General features: G+C 74.4%; 21 protein-coding genes. 10 read left to right on the top strand and 11 right to left on the bottom strand.

The window, feature by feature from the left end; all coding sequences use genetic code 11:
• Positions 1 to 583: 583 nt before the first annotated feature.
• Positions 584 to 1438 carry an RDD family protein gene (locus BLU82_RS02385; protein ID WP_197682686.1) on the top strand — a complete coding sequence of 285 codons (855 nt, stop codon included), beginning with the start codon at positions 584 to 586 and terminating at the stop codon, positions 1436 to 1438.
• Positions 1435 to 2277 (top strand): GNAT family N-acetyltransferase, encoded by an 843-nt coding sequence (locus tag BLU82_RS02380; protein WP_092615112.1) that lies wholly within the window; start codon positions 1435 to 1437, stop codon positions 2275 to 2277. Before BLU82_RS02385 ends, BLU82_RS02380 begins: the two co-directional genes overlap by 4 nt.
• A 1-nt stretch (position 2278) precedes the next feature.
• Here BLU82_RS02380 and ahcY read toward each other — a convergent pair whose 3' ends face one another.
• Positions 2279 to 3715 carry an adenosylhomocysteinase gene (gene ahcY / locus BLU82_RS02375; protein WP_092615109.1) on the bottom strand — a complete coding sequence of 479 codons (1437 nt, stop codon included), beginning with the start codon at positions 3713 to 3715 and terminating at the stop codon, positions 2279 to 2281.
• 234 nt (positions 3716 to 3949) lie between these two features.
• Between ahcY and BLU82_RS02370 the strand changes: the two genes are divergently transcribed.
• A complete protein-coding gene (locus tag BLU82_RS02370; RefSeq protein ID WP_157740483.1) occupies positions 3950 to 5026 on the top strand; it encodes a hypothetical protein in 1077 nt (358 codons plus the stop codon).
• Positions 5026 to 5679, top strand: coding sequence for a hypothetical protein (locus tag BLU82_RS02365; RefSeq protein ID WP_092615101.1), 654 nt, complete (start codon positions 5026 to 5028; stop codon positions 5677 to 5679). The genes BLU82_RS02370 and BLU82_RS02365 overlap by 1 nt, the downstream gene beginning before the upstream one ends.
• On the opposite strand, the gene BLU82_RS02360 is transcribed toward BLU82_RS02365, so the two are convergent.
• Positions 5676 to 6635 (bottom strand): cation diffusion facilitator family transporter, encoded by a 960-nt coding sequence (locus BLU82_RS02360; protein ID WP_092615098.1) that lies wholly within the window; start codon positions 6633 to 6635, stop codon positions 5676 to 5678. The genes BLU82_RS02365 and BLU82_RS02360 overlap by 4 nt on opposite strands.
• Positions 6636 to 6673: 38 nt before the next feature.
• Positions 6674 to 7840, bottom strand: a complete 1167-nt coding sequence (gene manA / locus BLU82_RS02355) for a mannose-6-phosphate isomerase, class I (RefSeq protein ID WP_197682685.1) — start codon at positions 7838 to 7840, stop codon at positions 6674 to 6676.
• A gap of 79 nt (positions 7841 to 7919) precedes the next feature.
• Here manA and BLU82_RS02350 point away from each other — a divergent pair, with 79 nt between their 5' ends.
• Positions 7920 to 8186 (top strand): AbrB/MazE/SpoVT family DNA-binding domain-containing protein, encoded by a 267-nt coding sequence (locus tag BLU82_RS02350; protein ID WP_092615091.1) that lies wholly within the window; start codon positions 7920 to 7922, stop codon positions 8184 to 8186.
• The gene (locus BLU82_RS02345) at positions 8183 to 8560 is read left to right on the top strand and encodes a type II toxin-antitoxin system VapC family toxin (protein WP_092615088.1); all 378 of its coding nucleotides are present in this window, start codon (positions 8183 to 8185) and stop codon (positions 8558 to 8560) included. The genes BLU82_RS02350 and BLU82_RS02345 overlap by 4 nt, the downstream gene beginning before the upstream one ends.
• A 2-nt stretch (positions 8561 to 8562) precedes the next feature.
• On the opposite strand, the gene BLU82_RS02340 is transcribed toward BLU82_RS02345, so the two are convergent.
• The 4 genes from BLU82_RS02340 to BLU82_RS02325 are packed head-to-tail and all read right to left on the bottom strand — an operon-like array spanning position 8563 to position 11543.
• Positions 8563 to 9579 carry an SIS domain-containing protein gene (locus BLU82_RS02340; RefSeq protein WP_092615085.1) on the bottom strand — a complete coding sequence of 339 codons (1017 nt, stop codon included), beginning with the start codon at positions 9577 to 9579 and terminating at the stop codon, positions 8563 to 8565.
• Positions 9580 to 9585: 6 nt separating this feature from the next.
• Positions 9586 to 9762 carry a Trm112 family protein gene (locus BLU82_RS02335; protein WP_092615082.1) on the bottom strand — a complete coding sequence of 59 codons (177 nt, stop codon included), beginning with the start codon at positions 9760 to 9762 and terminating at the stop codon, positions 9586 to 9588.
• Entirely contained in the window at positions 9759 to 11129 is a 1371-nt protein-coding gene (locus BLU82_RS02330) for a phosphomannomutase/phosphoglucomutase (RefSeq protein ID WP_092615078.1), read from the bottom strand. Before BLU82_RS02330 ends, BLU82_RS02335 begins: the two co-directional genes overlap by 4 nt.
• Positions 11130 to 11180: 51 nt before the next feature.
• Positions 11181 to 11543 carry a DUF3499 domain-containing protein gene (locus BLU82_RS02325; RefSeq protein ID WP_092615075.1) on the bottom strand — a complete coding sequence of 121 codons (363 nt, stop codon included), beginning with the start codon at positions 11541 to 11543 and terminating at the stop codon, positions 11181 to 11183.
• A 68-nt stretch (positions 11544 to 11611) separates the two neighbouring features.
• Here BLU82_RS02325 and BLU82_RS02320 point away from each other — a divergent pair, with 68 nt between their 5' ends.
• Complete coding sequence (locus BLU82_RS02320) at positions 11612 to 12073, top strand: metallopeptidase family protein (protein WP_092615072.1); 462 nt, start codon at positions 11612 to 11614, stop codon at positions 12071 to 12073.
• Positions 12074 to 12327: 254 nt separating this feature from the next.
• Here the strand turns inward: BLU82_RS02320 and BLU82_RS02315 are convergent, their stop codons facing one another.
• The 3 genes from BLU82_RS02315 to BLU82_RS02305 form a co-directional block, all read right to left on the bottom strand.
• On the bottom strand, positions 12328 to 13863 hold the full coding sequence (locus tag BLU82_RS02315; protein ID WP_092615069.1) for a DUF5719 family protein: 1536 nt from the start codon (positions 13861 to 13863) through the stop codon (positions 12328 to 12330).
• Positions 13860 to 17840: a glycosyltransferase gene (locus BLU82_RS02310; protein WP_172885512.1), complete on the bottom strand. Its 3981-nt coding sequence runs from the start codon at positions 17838 to 17840 to the stop codon at positions 13860 to 13862. Before BLU82_RS02310 ends, BLU82_RS02315 begins: the two co-directional genes overlap by 4 nt.
• 173 nt (positions 17841 to 18013) lie before the next feature.
• Positions 18014 to 18283, bottom strand: coding sequence for a WhiB family transcriptional regulator (locus tag BLU82_RS02305; protein ID WP_069110412.1), 270 nt, complete (start codon positions 18281 to 18283; stop codon positions 18014 to 18016).
• Positions 18284 to 18616: 333 nt separating this feature from the next.
• Between BLU82_RS02305 and BLU82_RS35900 the strand changes: the two genes are divergently transcribed.
• The 3 genes from BLU82_RS35900 (at position 18617) to BLU82_RS02295 (ending at position 21516) form a co-directional block, all read left to right on the top strand.
• Positions 18617 to 18739, top strand: coding sequence for a hypothetical protein (locus tag BLU82_RS35900; protein ID WP_255367100.1), 123 nt, complete (start codon positions 18617 to 18619; stop codon positions 18737 to 18739).
• Positions 18740 to 19339: 600 nt separating this feature from the next.
• Positions 19340 to 20299: a 2-phospho-L-lactate transferase gene (gene cofD, locus BLU82_RS02300; protein WP_092625322.1), complete on the top strand. Its 960-nt coding sequence runs from the start codon at positions 19340 to 19342 to the stop codon at positions 20297 to 20299.
• Positions 20296 to 21516: a coenzyme F420-0:L-glutamate ligase gene (locus BLU82_RS02295; RefSeq protein ID WP_197682684.1), complete on the top strand. Its 1221-nt coding sequence runs from the start codon at positions 20296 to 20298 to the stop codon at positions 21514 to 21516. The genes cofD and BLU82_RS02295 overlap by 4 nt, the downstream gene beginning before the upstream one ends.
• A 1-nt stretch (position 21517) precedes the next feature.
• On the opposite strand, the gene BLU82_RS02290 is transcribed toward BLU82_RS02295, so the two are convergent.
• A complete protein-coding gene (locus BLU82_RS02290; RefSeq protein WP_370246361.1) occupies positions 21518 to 22420 on the bottom strand; it encodes a DNA-3-methyladenine glycosylase in 903 nt (300 codons plus the stop codon).
• Positions 22421 to 22437 lie beyond the last annotated feature (17 nt).

The following is a 22437-nucleotide window of genomic DNA, read 5'->3' as shown; positions in this document are numbered from 1 at the left end:
GCGGCATCGTCACCGTCGGCCGCGGGCCGCGGACGTTGTCGGTGCGCGGCCGTAGAGTTGGTGGCCCACCCGGCCTGGAGGGGTGGACACCGCGCCACGTCGCACCGCACCGCCCCACACCGCGCCACGCCGGCCGCCGCGCTCGAGCCGTCACCGCCGGCCGCAGCCGCGGACGTTGTCGGTGCGCGGCCGTAGAGTGGTGGCCCACCCGGCCGGGAGGGGTGGACACCGCGCCACGCCGCGCCCCTGCCGTGCCACGCCACCCCACGCGACGACCTGCTGTACCACGCCGGGCGCCGCACTCGAGCCCCATCACCGCCGCCCGCGGGCCGCGGACGTTGTCGGTGCGCGGCCGTAGAGTTGGTGGCCCACCCGGCCGGGAGGGGTGGACACCGCGCCACGGCGCACCGCACCGCCCCACGCCGCGCCATGCCGCGCCCGCCCCGCCACGCCACGCGCCCGTCACCGCCGGCCGTGGGCGCGCTCGACCGTCTGGGTGACGCTGTCGCCGTCGACGGTGGCCACGACCCGCAGCAACATGTCGCGTTTCGGACAGCGGGCCCGGCTACGGCAGACTGGCCGGGTGAGCGACCTGGTGACCGGCGAGGCCGTCCCCCTCGAGCTGCGGCTGGCCAAGCTGCCCTCGCGTGCGCTCGCACTGCTCCTCGACGCCCTCATCCTGGCGGTGCTGGGGTTCGCGCTGCTGCTCCTGCTCGGCCAGATCGCGCCCGGCGTCGACGAAGCGCTGGCGGCGGCGCTGATCATCGGCGGGACGGTGTTCCTGCTGGTCGTCATCCCGACGACGGTCGAGACGCTGACCCGCGGCAAGTCGGTCGGGAAGGCGGCTGCCGGGCTGCGGGTGGTCCGCGACGACGGCGGGCCGATCCGGTTCCGGCACGCCCTGGTCCGCGCGCTGGCCGGGGTGTTCGCCGACTTCGTGCTGACGCTCGGCGTCGGCGCCATGGTCTGCTCGCTGCTCAACCCGCGCGGCAAGCGCATCGGCGACGTGCTGGCCGGCACCGTCGTCGTCCGCGAACGCATACCGTCGACGGCCGCGCCGCTGCCGGTCCTCGACCCCCGGCTGGCGCCGTGGGCGGCGTCGCTGGAGCTGTCCCGGCTGCCCGACCGCCTCGCCATGGCCGCGCGGTCGCTGCTGGCCCGTGCGCCGCAACTGGCGCCCGACGTGCGCACCCGGCTCGCCGTCGACCTCGCCAACGAGGTGTCCGCGCTGGTCAGCCCGCCGCCACCGCCCGGGCTGCCGCCGTGGGACTACCTCGCCGCCGTGCTGGCCGAACGCCGCCGCCGCGACGCGCTGCGCTACGGCGACCCGGCGATGCGGCCGCCGGCGCAGCCACCACCACCGTCCGATCCGCCACCCCCGGTGGAACAGCCGAGGCCGCCGTCGCGCACCGACGGCGGCTTCGCCCCGCCGTCGTGACCGGCGGCTACCAGCGGGTCGACGACGCCGGGCCGGAGCAGCTGGCCGCCATGCGCGATCTCGCCGGGCGGCTGTGGAGCTGGTCCAGCCGGTGGCATCCGGGCGAACTGGCGTGGTTCTGGTACGAGCACGGCGGGCCGGACCCGGCCTGGCGGACGGCGTACTGGCGGCACCGCGGGGAGGTGGTGGCATGGGCGTGGGACCGCGGGGGACGTCTGGACCTCCAGCTCGACCCGTCCCACCTCGCGTTGACGGCGCAGGTCGTGGCCTGGTTCGGCGGCCACACGGTCACCGTCCTGGACGCGGAGACCGAGCTGATCGACGCCCTGGGCGAGCACGGCTACGCGCGCCGCGACGACGACCGGTTCTTCGCCCACCTGCGCCGCCCGCTCGACGGGCTCCCGGCGGCCGCGCCGTTGCCGGACGGGTACACCTGGCGGCCGCCCGATGCCGCCGCGCGGGCCGCAATCCACTCCGTCGCGTTCGGCGTCACGATGTCGGAGGCCGTCTACCGCGGCATACAGCGCGCACCGTCGTACCGGCCCGAGCTGGACCAGCTGATCGTCGCGCCGGACGGCACCCCGGCCGCGTCGGCGCTCGCCTGGGTCGACGGCGACGCCGCCGTGCTGGAGCCGGTCGGGACCTCGCCCGAACACCGCCGGCGCGGGCTCGCGGGAGCGGCCTCGCTGGCCGCGTTGCGAGCCGCCCGGGACCTCGGCGCCCGCGACGCCCGGGTCTGCGCCCGCGGCGACGACGGATACCCGGCCGCGCGGGCGGCGTACGAGGCGCTCGGTTTCCGGGTCTACGCCCGCAACGCGCGCCTCGTCCGCCCCGCGTGACTCAGTAGCGGTAGTGCTCGCTCTTGTACGGGCCCTGGACGGGGATGCCGAGGTAGGACGACTGCGCCGGCGTGAGTTCGGTGAGTTTGACCCCGAGCGCGTCCAGGTGCAGCCGGGCCACCTGCTCGTCCAGGTGCTTGGGCAGCGTGTACACCCCCAGCGGATAGTCGGTCGTCTTCGCGAACAACTCGATCTGCGCCAGCACCTGGTTGGTGAACGAGTTCGACATCACGAACGACGGATGCCCGGTCGCGTTCCCCAGGTTCAACAACCGCCCCTCGGACAACACGATCACCGTGTGCCCATCCGGGAACGCCCACTCGTGCACCTGCGCCTTGATCTCGGTGCGCACCACACCGTCGACGGCGGCCAGCCCGGCCATGTCGATCTCGTTGTCGAAATGCCCGATGTTCCCGATGATCGCCTGATGCTTCGCCCGCGCCAGATGCTCCACGGTGATGACATCCTTGTTCCCGGTCGCGGTGATCACGATGTCGGCCCGCTCGATCGCCTCATCCAGGGTGGTGACCTCGTAGCCGTCCATCGCCGCCTGCAACGCACAGATCGGGTCGATCTCCGTCACCACCACCCGCGCGCCCTGACCGCGCAGCGACTCCGCGCACCCCTTGCCCACGTCGCCGTACCCGCACACCACCGCCACCTTGCCACCGATCAACACATCGGTGGCCCGGTTGATCCCGTCGATCAGCGAATGCCGGCACCCGTACTTGTTGTCGAACTTGCTCTTCGTCACCGAGTCGTTCACGTTGATACCCGGGAACAACAACGCCCCGTCGCGCATCATCTCGTACAACCGGTGCACCCCGGTCGTGGTCTCCTCCGTCACCCCGCGAATGTCTCCCGCCATCGCCGTCCACCGGGTGTCGCTCTCGGCCAGCGAGCGCTTCAGCAGGCCCAGCACCACCCGCCACTCCTCCGCATCACCGGCCGCGGGGTCGGGGACGGCGCCGGCCTTCTCGAACTCCACCCCCTTGTGCACCAGCAGCGTCGCGTCACCACCATCGTCGAGGATCATGTTCGGGCCCGCGTGGCCGGGCCAGGTCAACGCCTGCTCGGTGCACCACCAGTACTCCTCCAACGACTCCCCCTTCCACGCGAACACCGGCACCCCCGCCGGCGCGTCCACGCTCCCGGTGGGGCCCACGGCGATCGCGGCGGCCGCGTGGTCCTGGGTGGAGAAGATGTTGCAACTGGCCCAGCGCACATCCGCGCCCAACGCCACCAGCGTCTCGATCAACACCGCCGTCTGCACCGTCATGTGCAACGACCCCGTGATCCGGGCACCGGTCAACGGCTTGCTCTGCCCGAACTGGGCACGCATCGCCATCAAACCCGGCATCTCATGCTCGGCCAAACGGATCTCACGACGACCGAAATCGGCCAACGACAGGTCAGCAACCTTGAAATCGAGGGACATGGAACGGTTCCTCTCAGCGGGATGGGTGTCAGGGGTCGGACGCGGGCACGACGAAGCGGCCTCGACGATCGTCCGACCCGGCGCGACCCATCTGGGTCCGCGGCATCACCTGCGCCGGTGTGGTCATCTGGAGTCTACCCCCGACGTTGTCGCCGCTCACCCGCTACCGTGGTTCGGATAGATCGACACGATGCAGGGCGGCGGATGACTTCGGGGAACGACGCTGACGGCGGCGTGCGGCACGCCGCCGAGTCGCTGCGCGCCGCCCTCGACTCACTGCCCGACCTCGCCGAACACCTCGACGGCGCCGTCCGCGCCCGCATCGACGCGACGACCGGCGCCGTGGAGGCGGCCGCCTCGACCTCGCCGTCGGCCGAGCTGCGCCGGTCGCTGCTGGGCACGGCACACGAGATCCGGCTCATCGGCACCCATCTGACGGCCACCCGCGAGGACACCTTCGCCGAGGTGGCGCACACCCTCATCCAGCACGCCGACGAGATCGACGCCCTCCTCCGCCCCGGCGACGGCGACGGCGACGGCCCGGCCCCGGTTCGCTGGCAGCCGCCGCCCGCGCCCGCACCCAGCGTTCAGACCACCGCCCACGACGCCGCGCTCGTCCAACAGCACTTGCCGACCAGAGAGGTCCAGGTAGAGGCGATCGGCCAGGTGGTGGCGGCGTGCCCGCCCGAGGAACTGGCCACAGTGCTGAAGCTGTTGCTAGGAGTATCGGCGCACGCCGTCGAACGCCACGGCCATCACCTGCGCCGCGAACACCAGATCGCTCGCGCCCAGTGGCGTCTGGATCCTGCCGGAGTCGACGGCTGGCGGCTCAACACCGACGGCTCGGCCGACACCTGGCGGCAGTACGGGAACGGACCGCACCAGGTCGGCACGTCCGCCGGCAACTACACCTCGCCGGCGGCGGTGGCCAAACCACTTCTCGCGATTCTCAGGGCGGCTGGGCCGACACAGGCGGACCTCGACGCCTTTCTCGACGGCAAGGCAAACGGTCAGACGATCGTGAAGGCACTTCTTCGCCCATCGGATACTGGGATCACGTCTGAGGACGTCTTCACGATCCGAGCACCGGGTACCGACACCGAGGCGGGCGAAGAGATGTGGCTTCGGGCGCGTGACAGCTCGATGGCAGGTCACGGTCCCGCACCGGCTGTTCGCGAGCACGACACCATCGCCCGCGGCAGGCGGCCCGGTAGCCTGATCATCTTCGTCAAGAAGAAGAACGACTCGTGGCGACTGGTCACCAGCTACTTCGCCGACGACCCACGACGAGTTGCCTACATGGAGCTGTGATGGACCAGACCCCCGAGTTCGATCGATGGATGCAGGTCTTCAGCAACGACCAGGCCGAGCTGCTGGACTTCTACTACGAGGCGTGCGAGAGCGTTCCTGATTGGGTGCGGACCAACCACGACGACATCCTCGGCTTCCGAGACGAGCTCGCCGCGCACATCCGTGATTCCTCCGAGCCGCCATACAGCTCCGAGACACAGTGGACCACCGATGAGATCTTGCGCAATCTCTGGTTCGACGTGTTCGGAGCGGAGCCGCCACCGGACGATCCGTACCCGGTCCCGCGTGAGCGCTGGGGCCGCCATCGGATGACCACCTACATGCGAGACATCCCGTACCGGCACCCTGAGCGGGTCCGTTCAGCGGCCCGCGCATGGTTGGAGGCTCGCGGGGTGAGCCTGGACGACCTGGCCGCCTACCGGGAGCCAGGGGCCGACGTCGAGTACTCGCGACCAGAACCGCCGGGGTTCCGGGACCGGCTGGCCGAGCTGACCGCCGCGGGCAAACGCAGCGGGCCGGCCGAGGGCGAGCGGGCCGACGAAGCCCGCGCCGACCTCCTCGACGCGCAGCGGAGCTACCGCGCCACCGGGCACACCGAGCAGGCCGACGCCGTCGACAAGATCCTGGCCGACCGCGAACCGCGCGACGACTAGGACGGATCGGGCGCGGGCGCCGCCGCGCGGTCGATGTCGGGTTCGAGGAAGATGTGCCGGGCCTCGGGCAGCGCCGCCCGGATGCGCTCCTCGGCGGCGTTGATCGCGGCCGCGATCTGCTCGCCGGTCTGGTCGGTCCGGACCGCCAGCTTCGCCGCGACCAGCAGCTCCTCCGGGCCGGTGTAGAGCGTGCGCAGGTGGATGACGCGGCCGATGTCGTCGGAGGCGGTGGCCGCGGCGAGGATCTTCTCGACGTTCTCGGCGGCGGCGCCCTCGCCGATCAGCAGGCTGGACATCTCGATGGCCAGGATCACCGCGATGACGACCAGCAGCACGCCGATGGCCGCGGTGCCGGCGACGTCCCAGTAGGCGTTGTCGGTGATCAGGGCCAGGCCGACGCCGATGAGCGCGAACACCAGGCCGAGCAGCGCGCCGATGTCCTCGAGCAGGATGACCGGCAGCTCAGGCGACTTGGCCCGGCGGACGAACACCACCCAGGACCGGCCCTCGCGGACGTGGTTGGACTCGACGATCGCGGTGCGCAGCGAGAACGACTCCATGATGATCGCTGCCACCAGCACGACGATCGGCACCCACCACCACTTGCTCTCCAGCAGCTCGTTCGGGTGGCCCGCGTGCACCTCCTCGTACTTGTGGTACGCCTCGTACAGGGCGAACACGCCACCGAGGCTGAACAGCACGATCGACACGATGAACGCGAACACGTAGCGCACCCGGCCGTAGCCGAACGGGTGCTCCGGCGTCGCCTTGCGCTGCGCGCGCCGGCCGCCCACCAGCAGCAGCACCTGGTTGCCGGCGTCGGCGACGGAGTGCACCGCCTCGGCCAGCATCGACGACGCACCCGTCAGCGCGAACGCGACGAACTTGGTGATCGCGATGCCGCTGTTCGCCAGCAGGGCCGCGACGACGGCCTTGGTACCACCCTCAGTGGCCATGGTTTCCTTCGCTCCGGTTCACGTGTCGAGGTCGAGGACTATCGTGCCTGGTCGAGCGCCGTCGTCAGGGTGAACGCCACGCCGTCGCCGGTGAGTGTCGCGCCGGACTCGGCGGCGGGGACGAACGCGGCCCGCCCGCGCGTCAGCCTGACGCCGTCGACGGCCGCCGTCCCCTCGACGACGAGCACCAGCAGCGGCCCGGGCACCGGCACGGCGGTTCCGGCGGTGAGCCGCACCCGGCTCAGCCCCAGCTCGTCGATGCCGTCGACGGGGTAGCGCTCCAGGCCGGGGCCGGCCGGGACCGGCGTGACCGCGACGGCGCCGTGCGGCTCGTAGCGCAGGATCCGCAGCACCTCGGGCGCGTCGACGTGCTTGGGCGTCAGCCCGGCGCGCAGCGTGTTGTCGGAGCTGGCCTGCGGTTCGACGGCGACGCCGGACAGGTAGGCGTGCGGGACGCCGGCCGGGACGAACACCGCCTCGCCGGGCGCCAGCGTGTGGTGGCGCAGCAGCAGCGCCAGCAGCAGGCCGCGGTCGTGCGGGTACACCTCGGCGAGCCGGTGCACCAGCGCGAACCGCGGGTCGTCGCGCCGGGCCGACGCCTCCGCCGTCAGCGCCGTGACGATCTGCGTGGCCGCGGCGTCGTCGAGGGTGAGCCAGCGGCGGACCAGCCGCTCCAGCCCGTCGCTCTCGCGCAGGACGGCGGCGGCGCCGACGAGGTCGGTGTGCTCGCACTGCTCCAGCGACGCGGCGACCTCGGCGGGGTCGTCGAAGCCGACAAGCGCGTCGAACGGGGTGACGGCGACCGCCATCTCGGGCTTGTGGTTGCGGTCGTGGTACGAGCGGCGCGGGTCGTCGAGCGCCAGGCCCGCCGCGTCCTCGGCGTCGTAGCCCTCGACCGCCTGCTCAATGGTCGGGTGCACCTGGATCGACAGCGGCCGCTCGACCGCCAGCACCTTCAGCAGAAACGGCAGCCGCGGCCCGAACCGCCCGACGACCGCCGCGCCGAGCGTCGCGGCCGGGTCGGCCTCGATCAGCGCCGACAGCGGCCGCCCGTCGCCCACCACCGTCGACGGGGACCCGGGGTGCGCGCCGACCCACAGCTCGGCCTCCGGCTGCCCGGACGGCGCGCGGCCGAGGAGCTCGGGGATGACGGTGGGCGAACCCCACGCATAGGAACGCACGGGATTGTCCAGAAGCACGGCCACGAACCGAGAGCCTAGTTGACCCGCCCGCAGCCCCAAGACAGGTCTCAGCCCGCAACACAGTGTCAGATACGATGTCGACATGACACATGCGACAATAACTGTCAATGAGCAGGGTCGCGTGCTCATCCCTGCGCAGCTTCGCCAGGAGCTCGAGTTCCGGCCGGGCACGCCTCTCGTGGCCTACGTCGAGGACGGCAGACTCATCCTGGAGGAACGAGCGCACCTTGCGGCGCGACTGCAACGCGAGGCACTCGAGTCGCGCACGACGTCGGGCAGTGTGGTCGACGAACTGATCGCCGACCGCCGAGCGCAGACGGCCGCCGACGACCCCGAGGCCGGCCGTTGATCGTCCTCGACAGCTCGGCCATCCTGGCCTACCTCTACGCCGAGCCCGGCCACGAATCCGTGCCGCCGCTGCTCCAAGAGGCCCACGTCAGCGCGGCCAACTGGTCCGAGACGCTGCAGAAGATCGCCTTCCACGGCGGCGACGCGGACCGGCAGGGCACGTTGCTGACCGTTCTCGGCGTGACGGTGGAGCCGTTGACCCGCGAGGACGCGATGCGCGCCGCGAAGCTGTACCCGGCCACGCGACCAGCCGGCCTGTCGCTCGGCGATCGTTGCTGCCTCGCGCTGGCCGGACGTCTCCAGGCGCCCGCGCTCACCGCGGATCAGGCGTGGTCCGGTCTCGACGTCGGCGCCGAGGTGCGGTTGCTGCGCTGACCTCAGGCCGGGCGGCCGAGGCCGAGGGCCAGGTAGGCGGCCGCGAACCGGCCGGTGGCCAGCAGCGCCGCGAACCGTCCGATGTCCGGCCCTTCGGTGGCGCGGACCTCCTGGACCCGCACCGACCCGCTACCGGCGGCGGCGTCCAGTCGGGCCCGGCCGGCGACCGCGGCCGGGCTGTCGGCGCCGTCGTCGAGGATGATCAGGGCGGGGCGGGGCGCCGAGGAGCCGCCGTCCTCGAACGGGTCGGCGAACAGGTCCGGCTCGGGCGCGCCCTCCAGTATCGGCGCCAGCTGGTCGGCCTCGCCCGACAGCGCGGGCCGGCCGCTGGCCGAGCGCAGTGCCTCGGCGACCCTCCTGGCGGCGCGGGCGGCCAGCACCGACCCGCCCCACACGACGGGGACGTCGTCGGCGATGCCGAGGGCGAGCTCCTTGGCCGGGTTGACGTCGGCGGGGACGCTCGGGCCGCACCGCTCCGCGACGTCGTCGAGGGCGGCGGCGACCGGCTCGGACTCCACCTGCGGGCCGAGGCCCATGACGTGCAGGGCGCGCAGGACGGGGACGGCCAGCGCGGTGGGGTCGGCGCTGCCGGCCGGCAGGAACGTCGTGCCGCGACCGGCGGCGGCCGCGGCCATCGGCGAGTCGGGCGGCGCGGCGACGAGCAGGGCGCAGCCGCGGCGGCGAGCTTCGGCGACGGCGGAGATCTCGTCCTCGCCCTGGCCCGAGCGGCACACCACGACGACGAGGTCGAGCGGGCCGGCCCAGCCGGGCAGGCCGCGGTGCGGCCACGCGACGAACGGGACCGGGCAGACCGGTTCGAGCACGGCCCGGAACAGCCGGCCGTCGGCGCCGCCGGCGACGATCGCCCGCGGCCGGTCGCCCGGCGCCAGCGCGGCCAGCGCGTCGGCGGACGCGACCTCGGCGAGGCGGACCTGGGCGCCCCAGCCGGCGATGTCGCGCAGGACCGGGTCGATGACGCCCAACGCGTCCGGGCCGTCGAGCGAGCCGTCGAAGAACACCGCGGGCTACTCCGCCGGACGGGTGCGGGCCTGGTCGGCCAGCAGCACGGGGATGTCGTCGCGCACCGGGTACGCCCGCGGGCAGCCGCTGCACAGCAGCTCGCCGGCCGCGTCGTCGGGTTCCAGCGCACTGTGACAGACCGGGCAGGCGATGACCTGCAGCAGCGTCGGGTCGAGCTTCATTCGTGTCCCCCTCGGACCACGGCCAGGACGTCGTCGCGCACCTGTTCCATGACGGCGCGGTCGGCGCCCTCGACGTTGAGCCGCAGCAGCGGCTCGGTGTTGGACGGGCGCAGGTTGAACCACCACATCGGGGTGCCGGTGAACTCGACGGTGAGGCCGTCGAGGTGGTCGGTGGTGACGTCGGGCGCCTTGCCGAACGCCTCCTCGACCCGCGCGGTGACCGCCTCGGCGTCGTCGACCGTGCTGTTGATCTCGCCGGACGCGACGTAGCGCTCGTACGGCGCGAGCAGCCGCGACAACGGGGCGGACTCGGCGCGCAACGCGGCCAGCGTGTGCAACGCGGCCAGCATGCCGGAGTCGGCCCGCCAGAAGTCGCGGAAGTAGAAGTGGCCGGAGTGCTCGCCGCCGAAGACGGCGCCGGTCTCGGCCATCGTCTGCTTGATCAGCGAGTGGCCGACGCGGGTGCGCACCGGGGCGCCGCCGTGCTCGGCGACGATCTCGGGCACGGCCTTCGACGTGATGAGGTTGTGCACGACGGACGAGCCCGGCGCTCGCACCAGCTCGCGCACCGCGATCAGCGCCGTCAGGGCCGACGGCGACACCGGCTCGCCCCGCTCGTCGACGACGAAGCAGCGGTCGGCGTCGCCGTCGAAGGCCAGCCCGAGGTCGGCGCCGTGCTCGCGGACGGCGGCCTGGAGGTCGACGAGGTTCGCGGGGTCGATCGGGTTCGCTTCGTGGTTCGGGAACGTGCCGTCCAGCTCGAAGTACAGCGGGATGACCGTCAGGTCCGGGAGGTCGAGGACGGCCGGGACGGTGTGCCCGGCCATGCCGTTCCCCGCGTCGACGACGACGGTGAGCGGGCGGCCGCCGGCGAGCGGGACGAGGCCGTGCAGGTGAGCGGCGTAGTCGCCGAGCGTGTCGCGGTGCGAGACCCGGCCGCGCGCCGCCACCGGGGTGTCGACGCCGTCGTCGATGAGCGCCTTGATCTCGGCCAGCCCGGTGTCGTAGCCGACGGGCGCGGCGCCGGCGCGGCACAGCTTGATGCCGTTGTAGCGGGCTGGGTTGTGGCTGGCGGTGAACATCGCGCCGGGCAGACCGAGCGCGCCGCTGGCGTAGTACAGCTGGTCGGTGCTGGTCAGTCCCGCCATGACGACGTCGACGCCGGCCGCGGTGGCGCCGTCGGCGAACGCCTCGGCCAGCTCAGGCGACGTGGGCCGCATGTCGTGCCCGACGACCATCGCGCCGCGGCCGTCGGCCAGCACGTGCGCCGCTGCCCAGCCGATGGCCCGCACCGTCTCGTCGTCCAGCTCGTCGGGCACCACGCCGCGGATGTCGTAGGCCTTGAGGATCGGGACCAGATCGCGCACGCGCTCGACCCTACCCGGCCGGCCACCGGCCCGGTGGGAGGAGGCGGTGACTCAGGCGTCGGGGTCGGGCAGCGCGCGCAGGTGCCCGCGGCGGGCGCCGCCGCCCTCGCCGGCCATCGGCGGAGCGGGCGCCGGCTCGGGCCGCCGGCCGGCCTCGCGGACGGCGTCGGCGAGCGCGAGCAGGTCGTCGTTGCTGGGGCCGAGCGCCGCGGGGTCCGGCGCCAGCCGGATGACCTCCCAGCCGCGCGGGGCGACCAGCCGCTCGGAGTGCTCGGAGCAGAGGTCGTAGCTGTGCGGCTCGGCGTAGGTGGCCAGCGGGCCCAGGACGGCGGTGGAGTCGGCGTAGACGTAGGTCAGCGTCGCGACAGCAGTCCGCGGACAGGCTGATCGTGAACAGCGACGCATCGGACTCACAGGGGAAGGCTAGCGTCTGCGCGGTGTCGTCCGGGCACGGCACGCCAAACACGGCTAGTCTGCCCAGAATGAGCCGCCGTGTGCCCGGACCCGAGACCCCGTCCGGGGTGAGCCTGCCGCGGATCCGCCGAGACCGCCACGGGCGGGGTATGCGCGGCCCGCTGGCGCCGTCCGACTCCCCGCTCTCGGTGTCGCGGGCGCAGCGCTTCGACGACCTCGTCATCGCCGCCGTCGAGCGGCTCGACCGGCGCTGGCAGGACCAGCTGGCCAAGGTCGAGTTCGCCGTCGAGGACGTCCCCGCGCTCGACGACTGGGACCGCAGCTGGGTGCCACTGGCCCGCGCCTACGCCGGCACCGGCGCCCTGCCGGCCCGCGTCGTCGTGTTCCGCCGCCCGGTCGAGACCCGCGCCACCGACCCCGCCAAGCTGCGCGTCCTCGTCGGCGACGTCGTCACCGAGCAGGTCGCCGAGTTGTTCGGCGTCGAGCCCGAGGAGATAGACCCCGCCTACGGCGGCCACGACCTGCCCTAGCGGAGTGAGTCCGAATGGCCTTCGGGCGGCGGGTGGTGTGGCTGGCGACGGCAGCGCGCGGATGACGTCGCGTTCCGCCGATCTCGGGGTTGGCCAGTCCCCAGATGATGGGAATGCCCTCGGCGGTGCCGATCAGATGCAGGCCCCCGGATGGTGGCATGCGGCGGGGTGACACCCGTGCCAACAGTTGGCGCTGAGGTCACCGCGCCGGAACAGTACTCCCGCCAGGCACCCGGCCGGCCGGTCCAGGACCCCTAAGGCGACTGCACGGGCTCCGGGACGTCGGGTAGCTCGCCGACCACCTCGGGCACGTCGACCTCGATCGTCGGCGAGATCAGCGGCATGAGGTCCAGCAGCGCGCCGTCGTCGTCGGCGCCGCTGATCTGCCGGGCCGCCACCACCGAGCCGGGCGCCTCGGGCACCACGACGACGGTGGCGTTGGCGGCGTCGCCCACCGCGGTCAGCGGCACCGGGACGGTGGCGCCGGGCGGCAGCTCCATCGGCGTCTCGGCGGCGACGGTGCCGTCGGCGGCCAGCGTCTGGACGGTGACCCGCGCCGTCGACTGCACGGTGGAGCTGAGCAGCAGCGTGCTGGCGATGCCCGACGCCGCGCGGCTGAGCAGTGCCGGCGTCGGTCCGGTGAGCGGCTCGGACGCGGAGGTGTAGGCGACGTCGGGCCCGCCGCCGTCGGTCGCCTGGACCACCCGGATCGACCCGGTGATCGGCTCGTCGCTCTGCAGCCGGATGCCGGCCGGGTCGGCGCCGCTGTCGAGCGGGATGTCGGTGACGGTGCCCGCGGGGACGGTGACGACGTCCTGGTCGACCGGGCTGTACGCGCCGTCGACGCCGAGGACCTGCAGCGACACGATGGCGTCGGTGCTGCCGGGCGCGACGATGCGCAGGCTGCGCTGGCCCGACCCGGGCACGCCCGGGATCCAGAGGTCGCGGCGGGGCGCGACCGCGGCCGGGACGTAGGTCATGCCCTGCGGCGTGATCTCCTCGGTCTCGCGCACCTCGAGCGCGGCGGTGACCCGGCCCTGGCTGGACTGCACGTGCACGGCGGTGGTCACGGAGCCGGCCGCCAGCGCGTCCAGCAGCATGATGCGCTGGCTACGCGCCGGCACGCCGACGTCCTGGGTGCCGGGCGCGTCGATGACGCCGGCCTCGTCCCACAGCTCGACGTCGACGACGGCGGGCACGTCCGTCGGGTTCGACAGGATCAGCCGGCCGCGCCGGCCCACCTCGGCGGAGGCGCCGACGAACCAGTGCTCGCGTCGCGGCGCGGTGCAGGCCGCCGTGCTGACGCCGCGGAGGTCGACCTCCTGCAGCAGCAGCGACTGCTCGGCCGCCAGCCCCGGCGCCAGCGCGCCCTGGCCGGTGACCGCGTACGACGTGCCGGCCGCGGTCTCGACCGGCGTGATGGTGGGGACGCCGCGCTCGGCGATGCTGACCAGCGGCTCGGCCGCGGCCTCGGCGGCGGGGTCGCCGGTGGCCTCGGGGTTCTCCGGGTCCGGCGGCAGCGCCAGCGCCCGGACGGTGATCGGCGGCTGCTCAGCGCCCTCGGCGGTCTCACCGGCGTCGACGCCGGGCAGCGCCAGCACGCCCAGCTCGGCGCTGCCGGCGTCCTCGCCGTCGACGTACGGGCACACCAGCGACGACCGGACGACCGGCTCGCGGACCTCGGGGTGGTCGTCGACGATCGAGCCGGGCGGGCCGATGAGCGTGGCCCCGCCGACGACGACGGCCACCCCGGCGCCGGCCGCGAGGCCGGCCCAACGTGCACTGATCACTTGTCGTCCTCCTGCCGCCGGCCCTTGGCCCGCTTGCCCGCGGCACGCTTGCCGGGCGCGCGGCGGGTGCGGCCACCGGCGTCGGCGTCGGGCGCCTCGTCGGCCGCGCGGCCGGCCCGGCGGCCCTGGTAGGCGTCGGTGATGGACCCGCGGGGCGCGTCGTCGTCGACGCCGGCCCGGGCGAACGGGTCCCAGGTGCCGACGGCGTGCGGCTGCTGCTCGGCGGCCGGCTGGGCCGCCGGCGGTTCGTCGAAGGCGGGATCGGTCAGCGGATCGGCCTCGGGAGCGACGGGCTCGGGCTCGGGCGCCGCCCGCTTCCGGCCGCCGCGGCCGCGCGGCGCCGGTTCGGGCGTCGCCACCGCCTCCGGCATCGACTCGAGGAACGCGGTCGCCTCGGCCGAGGGCTCGGGCTCGCGGGCCGCGCGCTTGCGCGCACCCCGTCCGCGGGCCGGAGCGGGCTCGTCCTGGGGCGCGGCGGACGGCTTGGCGGCGGGCCGGCCGCGCAGCCGCTCACCGAGGCTGCGCTCGCCCGGCACCCAGGCCGAGGCGTCGGCGGGCACGGGTTCGGGTTCGGGTCGCGGCGTCGGGGCGGGCCGCGGGGACGGCGACGGCTCGGCGCCGCGCCGGGAGCCCTTACGCCGGCCGCCACGCGCGGCCACCGGCTGCGGCTCCGCGCCGGCCGGGACCGGCGCCAGCGGCAGCCGCGGCGAGGAGTCCTCGGGGTCGAGGTCGGCGGCGTCGTCGACGGCGCCGCGCTCGCGGCGGATACCGGGCAGCGCCAGCACGACCGCGACCACGACCGCGCCGAGCTGGAACCACAGCCAGAACGCGCGCCGGTTGCCCTCGTACTCGACGGTCAGCTCGCCGGCCTGCGGCGGCAGCGTGAACGCCTGCGCCCAGCCGCCGTACGTCGTCGGCTCCAGCTCGGCGCCGTTGAAGCGCGCCGTCCAGCCCGGGTCGGCCAGCTCGGACAGCACGACCTGCCGGCCCTCGGGGCCCTCGGGCACGCTGCCGCTGGCGTTGACGTCGCCGCTGGGAACCGTGACGACCTCGGTGTCCTCGTCGGCCATCGGCGCCAGCTCGCCGTCCTCGGCCGGCGGGGCGGCGATCCACACCCGCGCGACCGGCTGGTCGATCTGCCAGATCGCCGCGCCCTCGGGCGCGCTGCTGCGCACCAGGCCGGGCACGGTGTCGAGGGTGTCGGCGAGGTCCGGGTCGTAGGGCCGCGGGAGGTAGACGTAGCGGACGGCGAACTCGGCCAGCCGGGCGCCGTCGGCGCCGCCCCGGCCGGACACGACGTCGGCGACGACGTCGTCGAGCGGGCCGTACTCCTCCGGCGGCGGGCTGGTCTCGGCGTCGCCGAGCCGCGGGCCGGACTCGCGCAGCAGCGCGTAGGTGATGCGGCCGTCGTCGGCGCGGTTGAGCACCAGCGTGCGGACGCGCTCCGGGCGGTCGGCCTCGTCGGCGACGTAGGCGGGCAGGATGCCAGGGTCGCGGCGCTCGACGGGGTCGCCCGCGCCGCGCGCGACCCACCAGCCGGCGCCGACGATCGGGGCCAGCGCGGCGGCACCCGCGATGATGACGGCCAGCGGCTGGCGCCAGCCGAAGCTGGCCCGCGACAGCCGTTCGCGGGCGCCCTCGCCGCCGATCGCGGCCGCGATCAGCAGGCCGCCCGCCACCAGCACCGTCGCGTACCCGGGCCAGCCGGCGACCGGGGTCTCCAGCGTCGGGCCGCTGACGGCGATGCGCGACAGCACGATGCCGGCCACCAGCGCGACGCCGACGACCACCCAGGCGGTCGCGATGACCAGCCGGCGGACCGGGCGGAACAACGAGATCCAGGCGGCGGCCACGATGCCGGCGCCGAGCCAGACCGGGCCGCTGCCGGGGCCGCCGGGGTTCTGCAGCAGCACCGACCACGGCGCCAGCTCGGGGTCGGACAGCCCCGGTCCGGCCACGCCGGCCTCGGTGACCAGCAGCATCGGCCGGGTGATGAGGCTGCCGGTCCACGGGATCAGCACCACCGGCGTCACCGCCAGCAGCACCCCCAGCCGCAGCAGCGAGCGGCGATCGCGGAACACCGTCGCGCCCGCGACGATGGCCAGCACCAGCGCGATGAGCCAGGCCAGCGGAACGAACGCGGAGATGACGGCGAGCAGCAGGCCGGCGCTCCACGCGGCCCGGCCCGGTCCGGAGCGGCCCGGCGTGCCGAGCGTGCGCATGACCGCGAGCACCAGCAGCGGCGTCAGGACGGTGGCGACGGCGGTGCCCAGCCGGCCGGCCGCGATGGCGCCCGTGACGGCCGGCAGCAGCGCGTAGGTCGTCGCCACCCAGACCCGCAGCAGCTTCGTCCGCACGATGCGGCGGACCAGCAGGTACATCGTCAGGCCGGACAGCGGGACGGAGCCGATCAGCAGCAGATCGACGGCCAGCGAGGCGTTGCGGACCAGCGTCCCGACCAGCGCGAGCACGCCGAGGTACGGCGGCGTCGCCGACGGGCTGCCCAGCCCGGCGCCGTGCCACGACTCGGTGTAGACGGCCCACAGGTCGCCCGCGGCGGCCGGCGCGGGCAGCAGCGCGCCGCCGAACAGCCGGCCGGAGCCGATCAGCCCGCGCGCCGTGACCAGCGTCACCACGATCAGGGCGGCCGTCATCAGCACGGCGGGGTGCAGCAGGAAGCGCAGGATGCGGCCGTCGTCGCCGGCCGGTTCCTCGTCGTCGCCCGACGTGGCCGCGCGGCGCCCGCCGGAGACGTCGTGGCCCGCGCCGCTGCCGGACCCGGTGATCATGCCGAAGACGTTCTCGCCGGCGTGCCGCAACTGCTGGCCGCGCGGCGGGAACAGCGAGCGCAGCTGCGACGGCGCCTTGCGGCGGGTGCGCCGGCGCCGGGCGCGGGCCCGGATCAGCACGTCCGGCCGGCCGATGACCGACAGCAGCGCCACCAGTTCCTCGAACGCCAGCGCCGGCTGCTTGCCGACCAGGAAGGTCAGCGACCGGCCGAGGCCCATGAACACGACGCGGAGCAGCACGAACAGCAGCGACCGCGCCGGCGTGTTCGCGAGCAGGACGTAGATGGCGTTGCGGCGGTCGGCGAGGTGCGGCCGGTCGCGGGTGGCGCCCAGCCGGCGCCGTCCATGCGCGGCGGCCTCGGCGTGGTAGACGACCGCGTCGGGGCAGACGACGACCGGGTAGCCGGCCTCGTTGGCGCGCCAGCCGAGGTCGAGGTCGTCGCGGAAGATCGTCAGCCGGGGATCGAACCCGCCCAGCTCGTCCCACACGTCGCGGCGGATCAGCATGCCCGCGCTGCCGACGGCGAGGACGTTCTTCGAGGTGTCGTGCTGGCCCTGGTCGTACTCGCGGCGGTCGAGGCCGGTGTGGCGGCGGCCGCCGCCGGTGACCGTCAGGCCGATCTCGAGCAGCTGGCGGCCCTCGCGCCAGTCGAGCACCTTCGGCCCGATGATGCCGGCGTCGGGGCGGCGGACGGCGGCCTCGAGCAGCCTGGACAGGGCGTCCGGCGCGGGGGCGCTGTCGTCGTGGAGCAGCCAGATCCAGTGCGTCCGGTCGGACTGGCGCAGCCCGCCGGACCCCCGCATGGCCTGCGCCATGTCGTCGCCGGCGGCGACCCCGGCCGCGACGGCCGCGCCGAACCCCGTCGAGCGGGGCATCGACACCACCGACGGCGCACCCAGGGTGGACGTCAGGATCTGCTCGGTCTCGTCGCGGCTCCCGGTGTCGACGGCGACGATGCGTTCGGGCATGCGGCGCAGCGCCGCCACCGCCTCGAGCGTGCGGTGGATGAACCGGCTGCCGTCGTGCGCCACGATGACCGCCGTGACGTCGTGCGTCAGCAGCGCCGTGGGGTCGACCGGCTCCGGTTCGCCGACGTCGCCGGCGAACGCGTCCAGGGCGGCGTCGGCGCCGATGCCAGGGTCGGAATAGACGCTGGGCGTCGTGCTGCCGTTCTCGATTGCGGTCAAGGGGTCCGGTGCCATGCCTCGTCGTCGTTCCAGCGATAGGTCTGCGAGCACCGGGGCGGCGGCCCCGGCCGAAGCGTGCCTCGGCCGGGCAACCCCGTGTGCCAGCCGCCAACCTTACGCGCTGAACCTGAGAACGGCAGAGTTCAGCTTTGCGGCGACCGGCCGGACGACCGTCAGACCGCCCTCTTCTTGAGCTTCCGCCGTTCCCGCTCGGACAGCCCGCCCCAGATGCCGAAGCGCTCGTCGTGCGCCAGTGCGTACTCCAGGCATTCCGCCTGGACTTCGCAGCCGAGGCACACGCGCTTGGCCTCTCGGGTGGACCCGCCCTTCTCAGGGAAGAACGCCTCCGGATCAGTCTGGGCGCACAGCGCCCGCTCTTGCCAACTCATCTCTTCGGCTTCGCCCCAGAGCAGGTCTACCTGGTCCCCGTCCCACTCGGTCATGGCTCGCCTCCTTCGACCTGTTTCTCCGGCTCAGAGCCGGCCCCCGTAGTGACGCCGCGGTGGTCGAGGCCGCGGAATCACTGAACGACACGTTCGAAATTACATGAGTGCAATACGTGCGCGTCAAGCGGAACCGTGCTAAAGATCTCTGTTCGTTTGCCGGCGCCCCGCCCCAGCGGCACGCCCCGACCCGCCGTGTGGCGCCACATCCCGGCTGCTCGCGGCAGCTCGGGCGGGGCTTCTGGCGGTTCGAGGCGGGAGCATAAGCGGTTCGCCGCGCGGCACGCCAGACGGCCGAACAACCGATGCAGGGTCGCCGGGCGCACCATCTCCTTGACGTCCCGGACGGCGCGCGGGTTCCGCCTCGGCGCCCGGTTTCCCCGCCAGCTGGACGGTTCCGGCGGCCCGGTCCGCGCCCGCTCGCCCGCCCGTCTCGGCGCCGCCTACCTCGCGTGATCCGCCCGGCCCACCTCACCTCGGGCGCTGCCAGCACACTTTCACATCACCCGGCGCCCACCCAGCCCGACTCGGCGGCGCTCGCCAGCCCACCTCGGCGTCGGCCGGCGGTTCGGTTGGCACGGACCTCGTTCGCCGGGGTGCCGTGCGCCGAGTTCGCCACGTTGCCGTCCCCCTGCTGCCCATTTTCTCAACCGCGGCACCGCGCCTCAAGCGGAGCCGACGGCGCTTCGCGCGGACGACGCACCGCTTGACCCGCGGCACCGCGGCCTAAGAACGGGCAGCTATCAGGGGGACGGGGGCAATCTGGGCGCAGCTCACCGCACGCCGCCGCTGCGACCACCGGTGCCGTTCACCACCATCCGCCGCTGCGACCGCCGCTGCCGTCCAACACCGCCGTTCACCACCTCGCCGCTGCCTTCACCGCCCGCCACCGCCGACCTGCCGTCGCCCCACCGACTCCGCCGTTGCGTTCGCCACCTGGGCCAGTCGCCCGGAACCCCAACTTCTCCATGATCATCATCGAACGTAGCCGCTGGCGTCTCGCTGACCGGGCGCGGGCCAGCCGCCCACGTGGCACCGGGTACGGTCGTGGCTGTGCTGAGGATCACCGCGCTGGCCGGCGGGATCGGGGGCTCCAGGTTCCTCCGGGGACTGCTGCGAGCCGCGCCGGACGCCGAGGTCACGGTCGTCGGGAACACCGCCGACGACATCACGTTGCACGGGCTGCACGTCAGCCCCGACCTCGACACCGTCATGTACACGCTCGGCGGCGGCATCGAGGAGTCGCAGGGGTGGGGCCGCGCCGCCGAGACGTTCACCGTCGCGGAGGAGCTGGCCGCGTACGGCGCCGAGGCGCAGTGGTTCACGCTCGGCGACCGCGACCTCGCCACCCACCTCGTCCGCACCCGCATGCTCGCCGCCGGCTACCCGCTGTCCGCCGTCACCGAGGCGCTCTGCGACCGCTGGCAGCCCGGCGTCCGGCTCCTCCCCATGACCGACGACCGGGTCGAGACCCACGTCGTGGTCGCGACCGAGAACGAGACCGAGCGCGCCATCCACTTCCAGGAGTGGTGGGTCCGCCTGCACGCCGAGGTCCCGGCCCGCCGCATCGTCCTCGTCGGCGCGGAGCAGGCCAAGCCGGCGCCCGGCGTCCTCGACGCCATCGCCGCCGCCGAGGTGATCCTGCTGCCGCCGTCCAACCCGGTCGTCAGCATCGGCCCGATCCTCGCCGTCCCCGGCCTCCGCGACGCGGTCAAGGCAGCAAGCGCGCCCAAGATCGGCCTCTCACCGATCATCGGGGGTTCACCGGTGAGAGGGATGGCCGACGCGGCGCTCAAGGCGATCGGCGTGCCGACGACGGCGGCCGGCGTCGCCGAGCTGTTCGCGGACCTGCTGGACGGATGGCTGGTCGACACCGTCGACGAGGCGGCGACCGAGCAGATCGAGGCGGCCGGCATCAGCGCCAGGGCCGTCCCGCTCTGGATGACCGACCCCGACACCACCGCCGCCATGGCCCGCGCGGCGCTCGACCTCGCCGAGGAGGTGCGGACGCGGTGAGCGCTCGCTATCAGGCCTTCGGACTGCCCGGCATCCCGGAGGTCCGCCCCGGCGACGACCTCGTCGAGGTGCTGGCGACGGCGCTCGAGCAGGCCCCGCCCGGCGACGCCCTGCGCGACGGCGACATCGTCGTCGTCACGAGCAAGATCGTCAGCAAGGCCGAGGGCCGCATCGTCCCAGGCCTCGACCGCGACGACGCCATCGACGCCGAGTCGGTGCGGACGGTCTCGGAATGGACGACGCCGCGCGGGCGCACGCGCATCGTCGAGACCAGGCACGGCTTCGTCATGGCCGCCGCCGGCGTCGACGCGTCGAACGTCGAGCAGGGCTCGGTCGTGCTGCTGCCGGTCGACCCGGACGCCTCCGCCCGCGCCCTCCGCGACGGCCTGGCCAAGCGCTACGGCGTCAGCGTCGGCGTCGTCGTGACGGACACCGCGGGCCGGGTCTGGCGTAACGGCGTCGCCGACTTCGCGGTCGGCTCGGCCGGCATCCGCGCCGTCGACGACCTGCGCGGCAGCACCGACGCGTACGGCAACGACCTCGGCGTCACGGTCGTCGCGCTGGCCGACGAGCTGGCGGCGGCGTCGGAGCTGGTCCGGGCGAAGCTGTCCGGCGTCCCCGTCGCCGTGGTGCGCGGGCTGCCGCACCTGCTGCTGGAGCCCGGCGAGGACGACCACGGCATCGCGGCGCTGATCCGGCCGAGCGCCGAGGACCGCTTCCGGCTCGGCACCCCCGAGGCCATGCGCGCCGCCGTCACGGCCCGGCGGACGGCGTCGTCGTTCACGTCGGCGCCGGTCGACCCCGGCGTCGTCAGGCAGGCCGTCGCCGCCGCGTTCTCCGCGCCGTGGCCGATCGACACCCCGCCGTGGCGGTTCGTGCTGCTGGAGTCGGACGCGGCCCGCCGCCGGCTGGCGTCGGCGCTGGACGGAGCCGGCCTGCTCGGCGCCGCGCCCTACGTCGTCGTCCCGTGCCTGGTGAACGGGTCGGACGCGCTGCTCGGCCTGGGCGCGGCGGTCGAGAACCTGCTGATCGCACTCGGCGCCGAGGGCCTCGCGTCCGCCTGGCTGTTCCCCGACCCCACCCTCTCGGCGGCGACATCGGCGCTGGACCTCCCGCCCGGCTGGACGCCCATCGGGGCGGTCGCGATCGGCCACGCCGCCGAACCGTCCGCCGACCACCCGCCCGTCGACGTCGCCACGGTCACCGTCACGCTCTGAGCTACATCGAGCGGTAGTCGCGCACGGGCGCCCGCGGGCCGCGGCGCGGCGGCATCGGGCCGGCCCGCAGGAGCAGCAGGCAGGCCCGGTGACGGTGGCCGCGGTACGGCTCGAGCAGCTCGAGCATGAGCTCGTCGGACCCGCGCCGCTCCCCCGTCAGCGCGTACGCGACGACGTGCGGGAGCCCGTAGTCGCCGACGGAGACCGCGTCGGCGTCGCCGAGGACGCGCTGGCGGACCTCGGCCGACGTCCAGACGCCGATGCCGGGGACGGCGCGCAGCCGCCGGTCGGCGTCGGCGGTGGCGAGGCCGGAGATCTCCTCGAGCCGCGCGACGTGCCGCCCGGCGGTGACGATGGTGCGCGAGCGCTGCGGCCCGACGCCGGCGCGGTGGTACTCCCATGACGGAATGCGGGCCCAGACGTCGGACGACGGGACGACGCGCATGCGGGCGGGCGCGGGGCCGGGCGCGGGCTCGCCGAACGTGCGGAGCAGCCGCATCCAGCCGCGGTACGCCTCGGTGCCGGTGACCTTCTGCTCGAGGACGGCCGGCACCAGCGCCTCCATGGCCAGCCCGGTGCGCCCGACGACCGTGCCAGGGAACCGGCGGAACGCGTCGGCCAGGACGGGGTGCCGCGGCCGGAAGCCGGCGGGGTCGTCGGCGTCGCCGAGCCACTGCGGGACGGCGTCGAGCGCGCCCTCGGCGCCCGGGCCCCACGCCCTGGCCGTGACCTCGCCGCGTGCGGCCGCCACGCACACCGTCGCGGGTTCGCCGCCAGGCCGGCAGGTGCGCCAGACCCGCCCGCGGGCGTCGAGCTGGAAGGCGGGGTCGTACGGGCCGCGCTGGTGGGCGGCGAGCGTCGCCACGACGTCGACCGGACGCCGCGGGCGCCACGTCCGTTCCATCACGCACCCAGTGAAGC

Origin of the sequence: Jiangella sp. DSM 45060 (genome assembly GCF_900105175.1) — a bacterium.
Classification (GTDB): Bacteria; Actinomycetota; Actinomycetes; order Jiangellales; family Jiangellaceae; genus Jiangella.
Note: the sequence above shows the minus strand (reverse complement) of the source record. Positions and strands in the feature narration are given on the sequence as shown.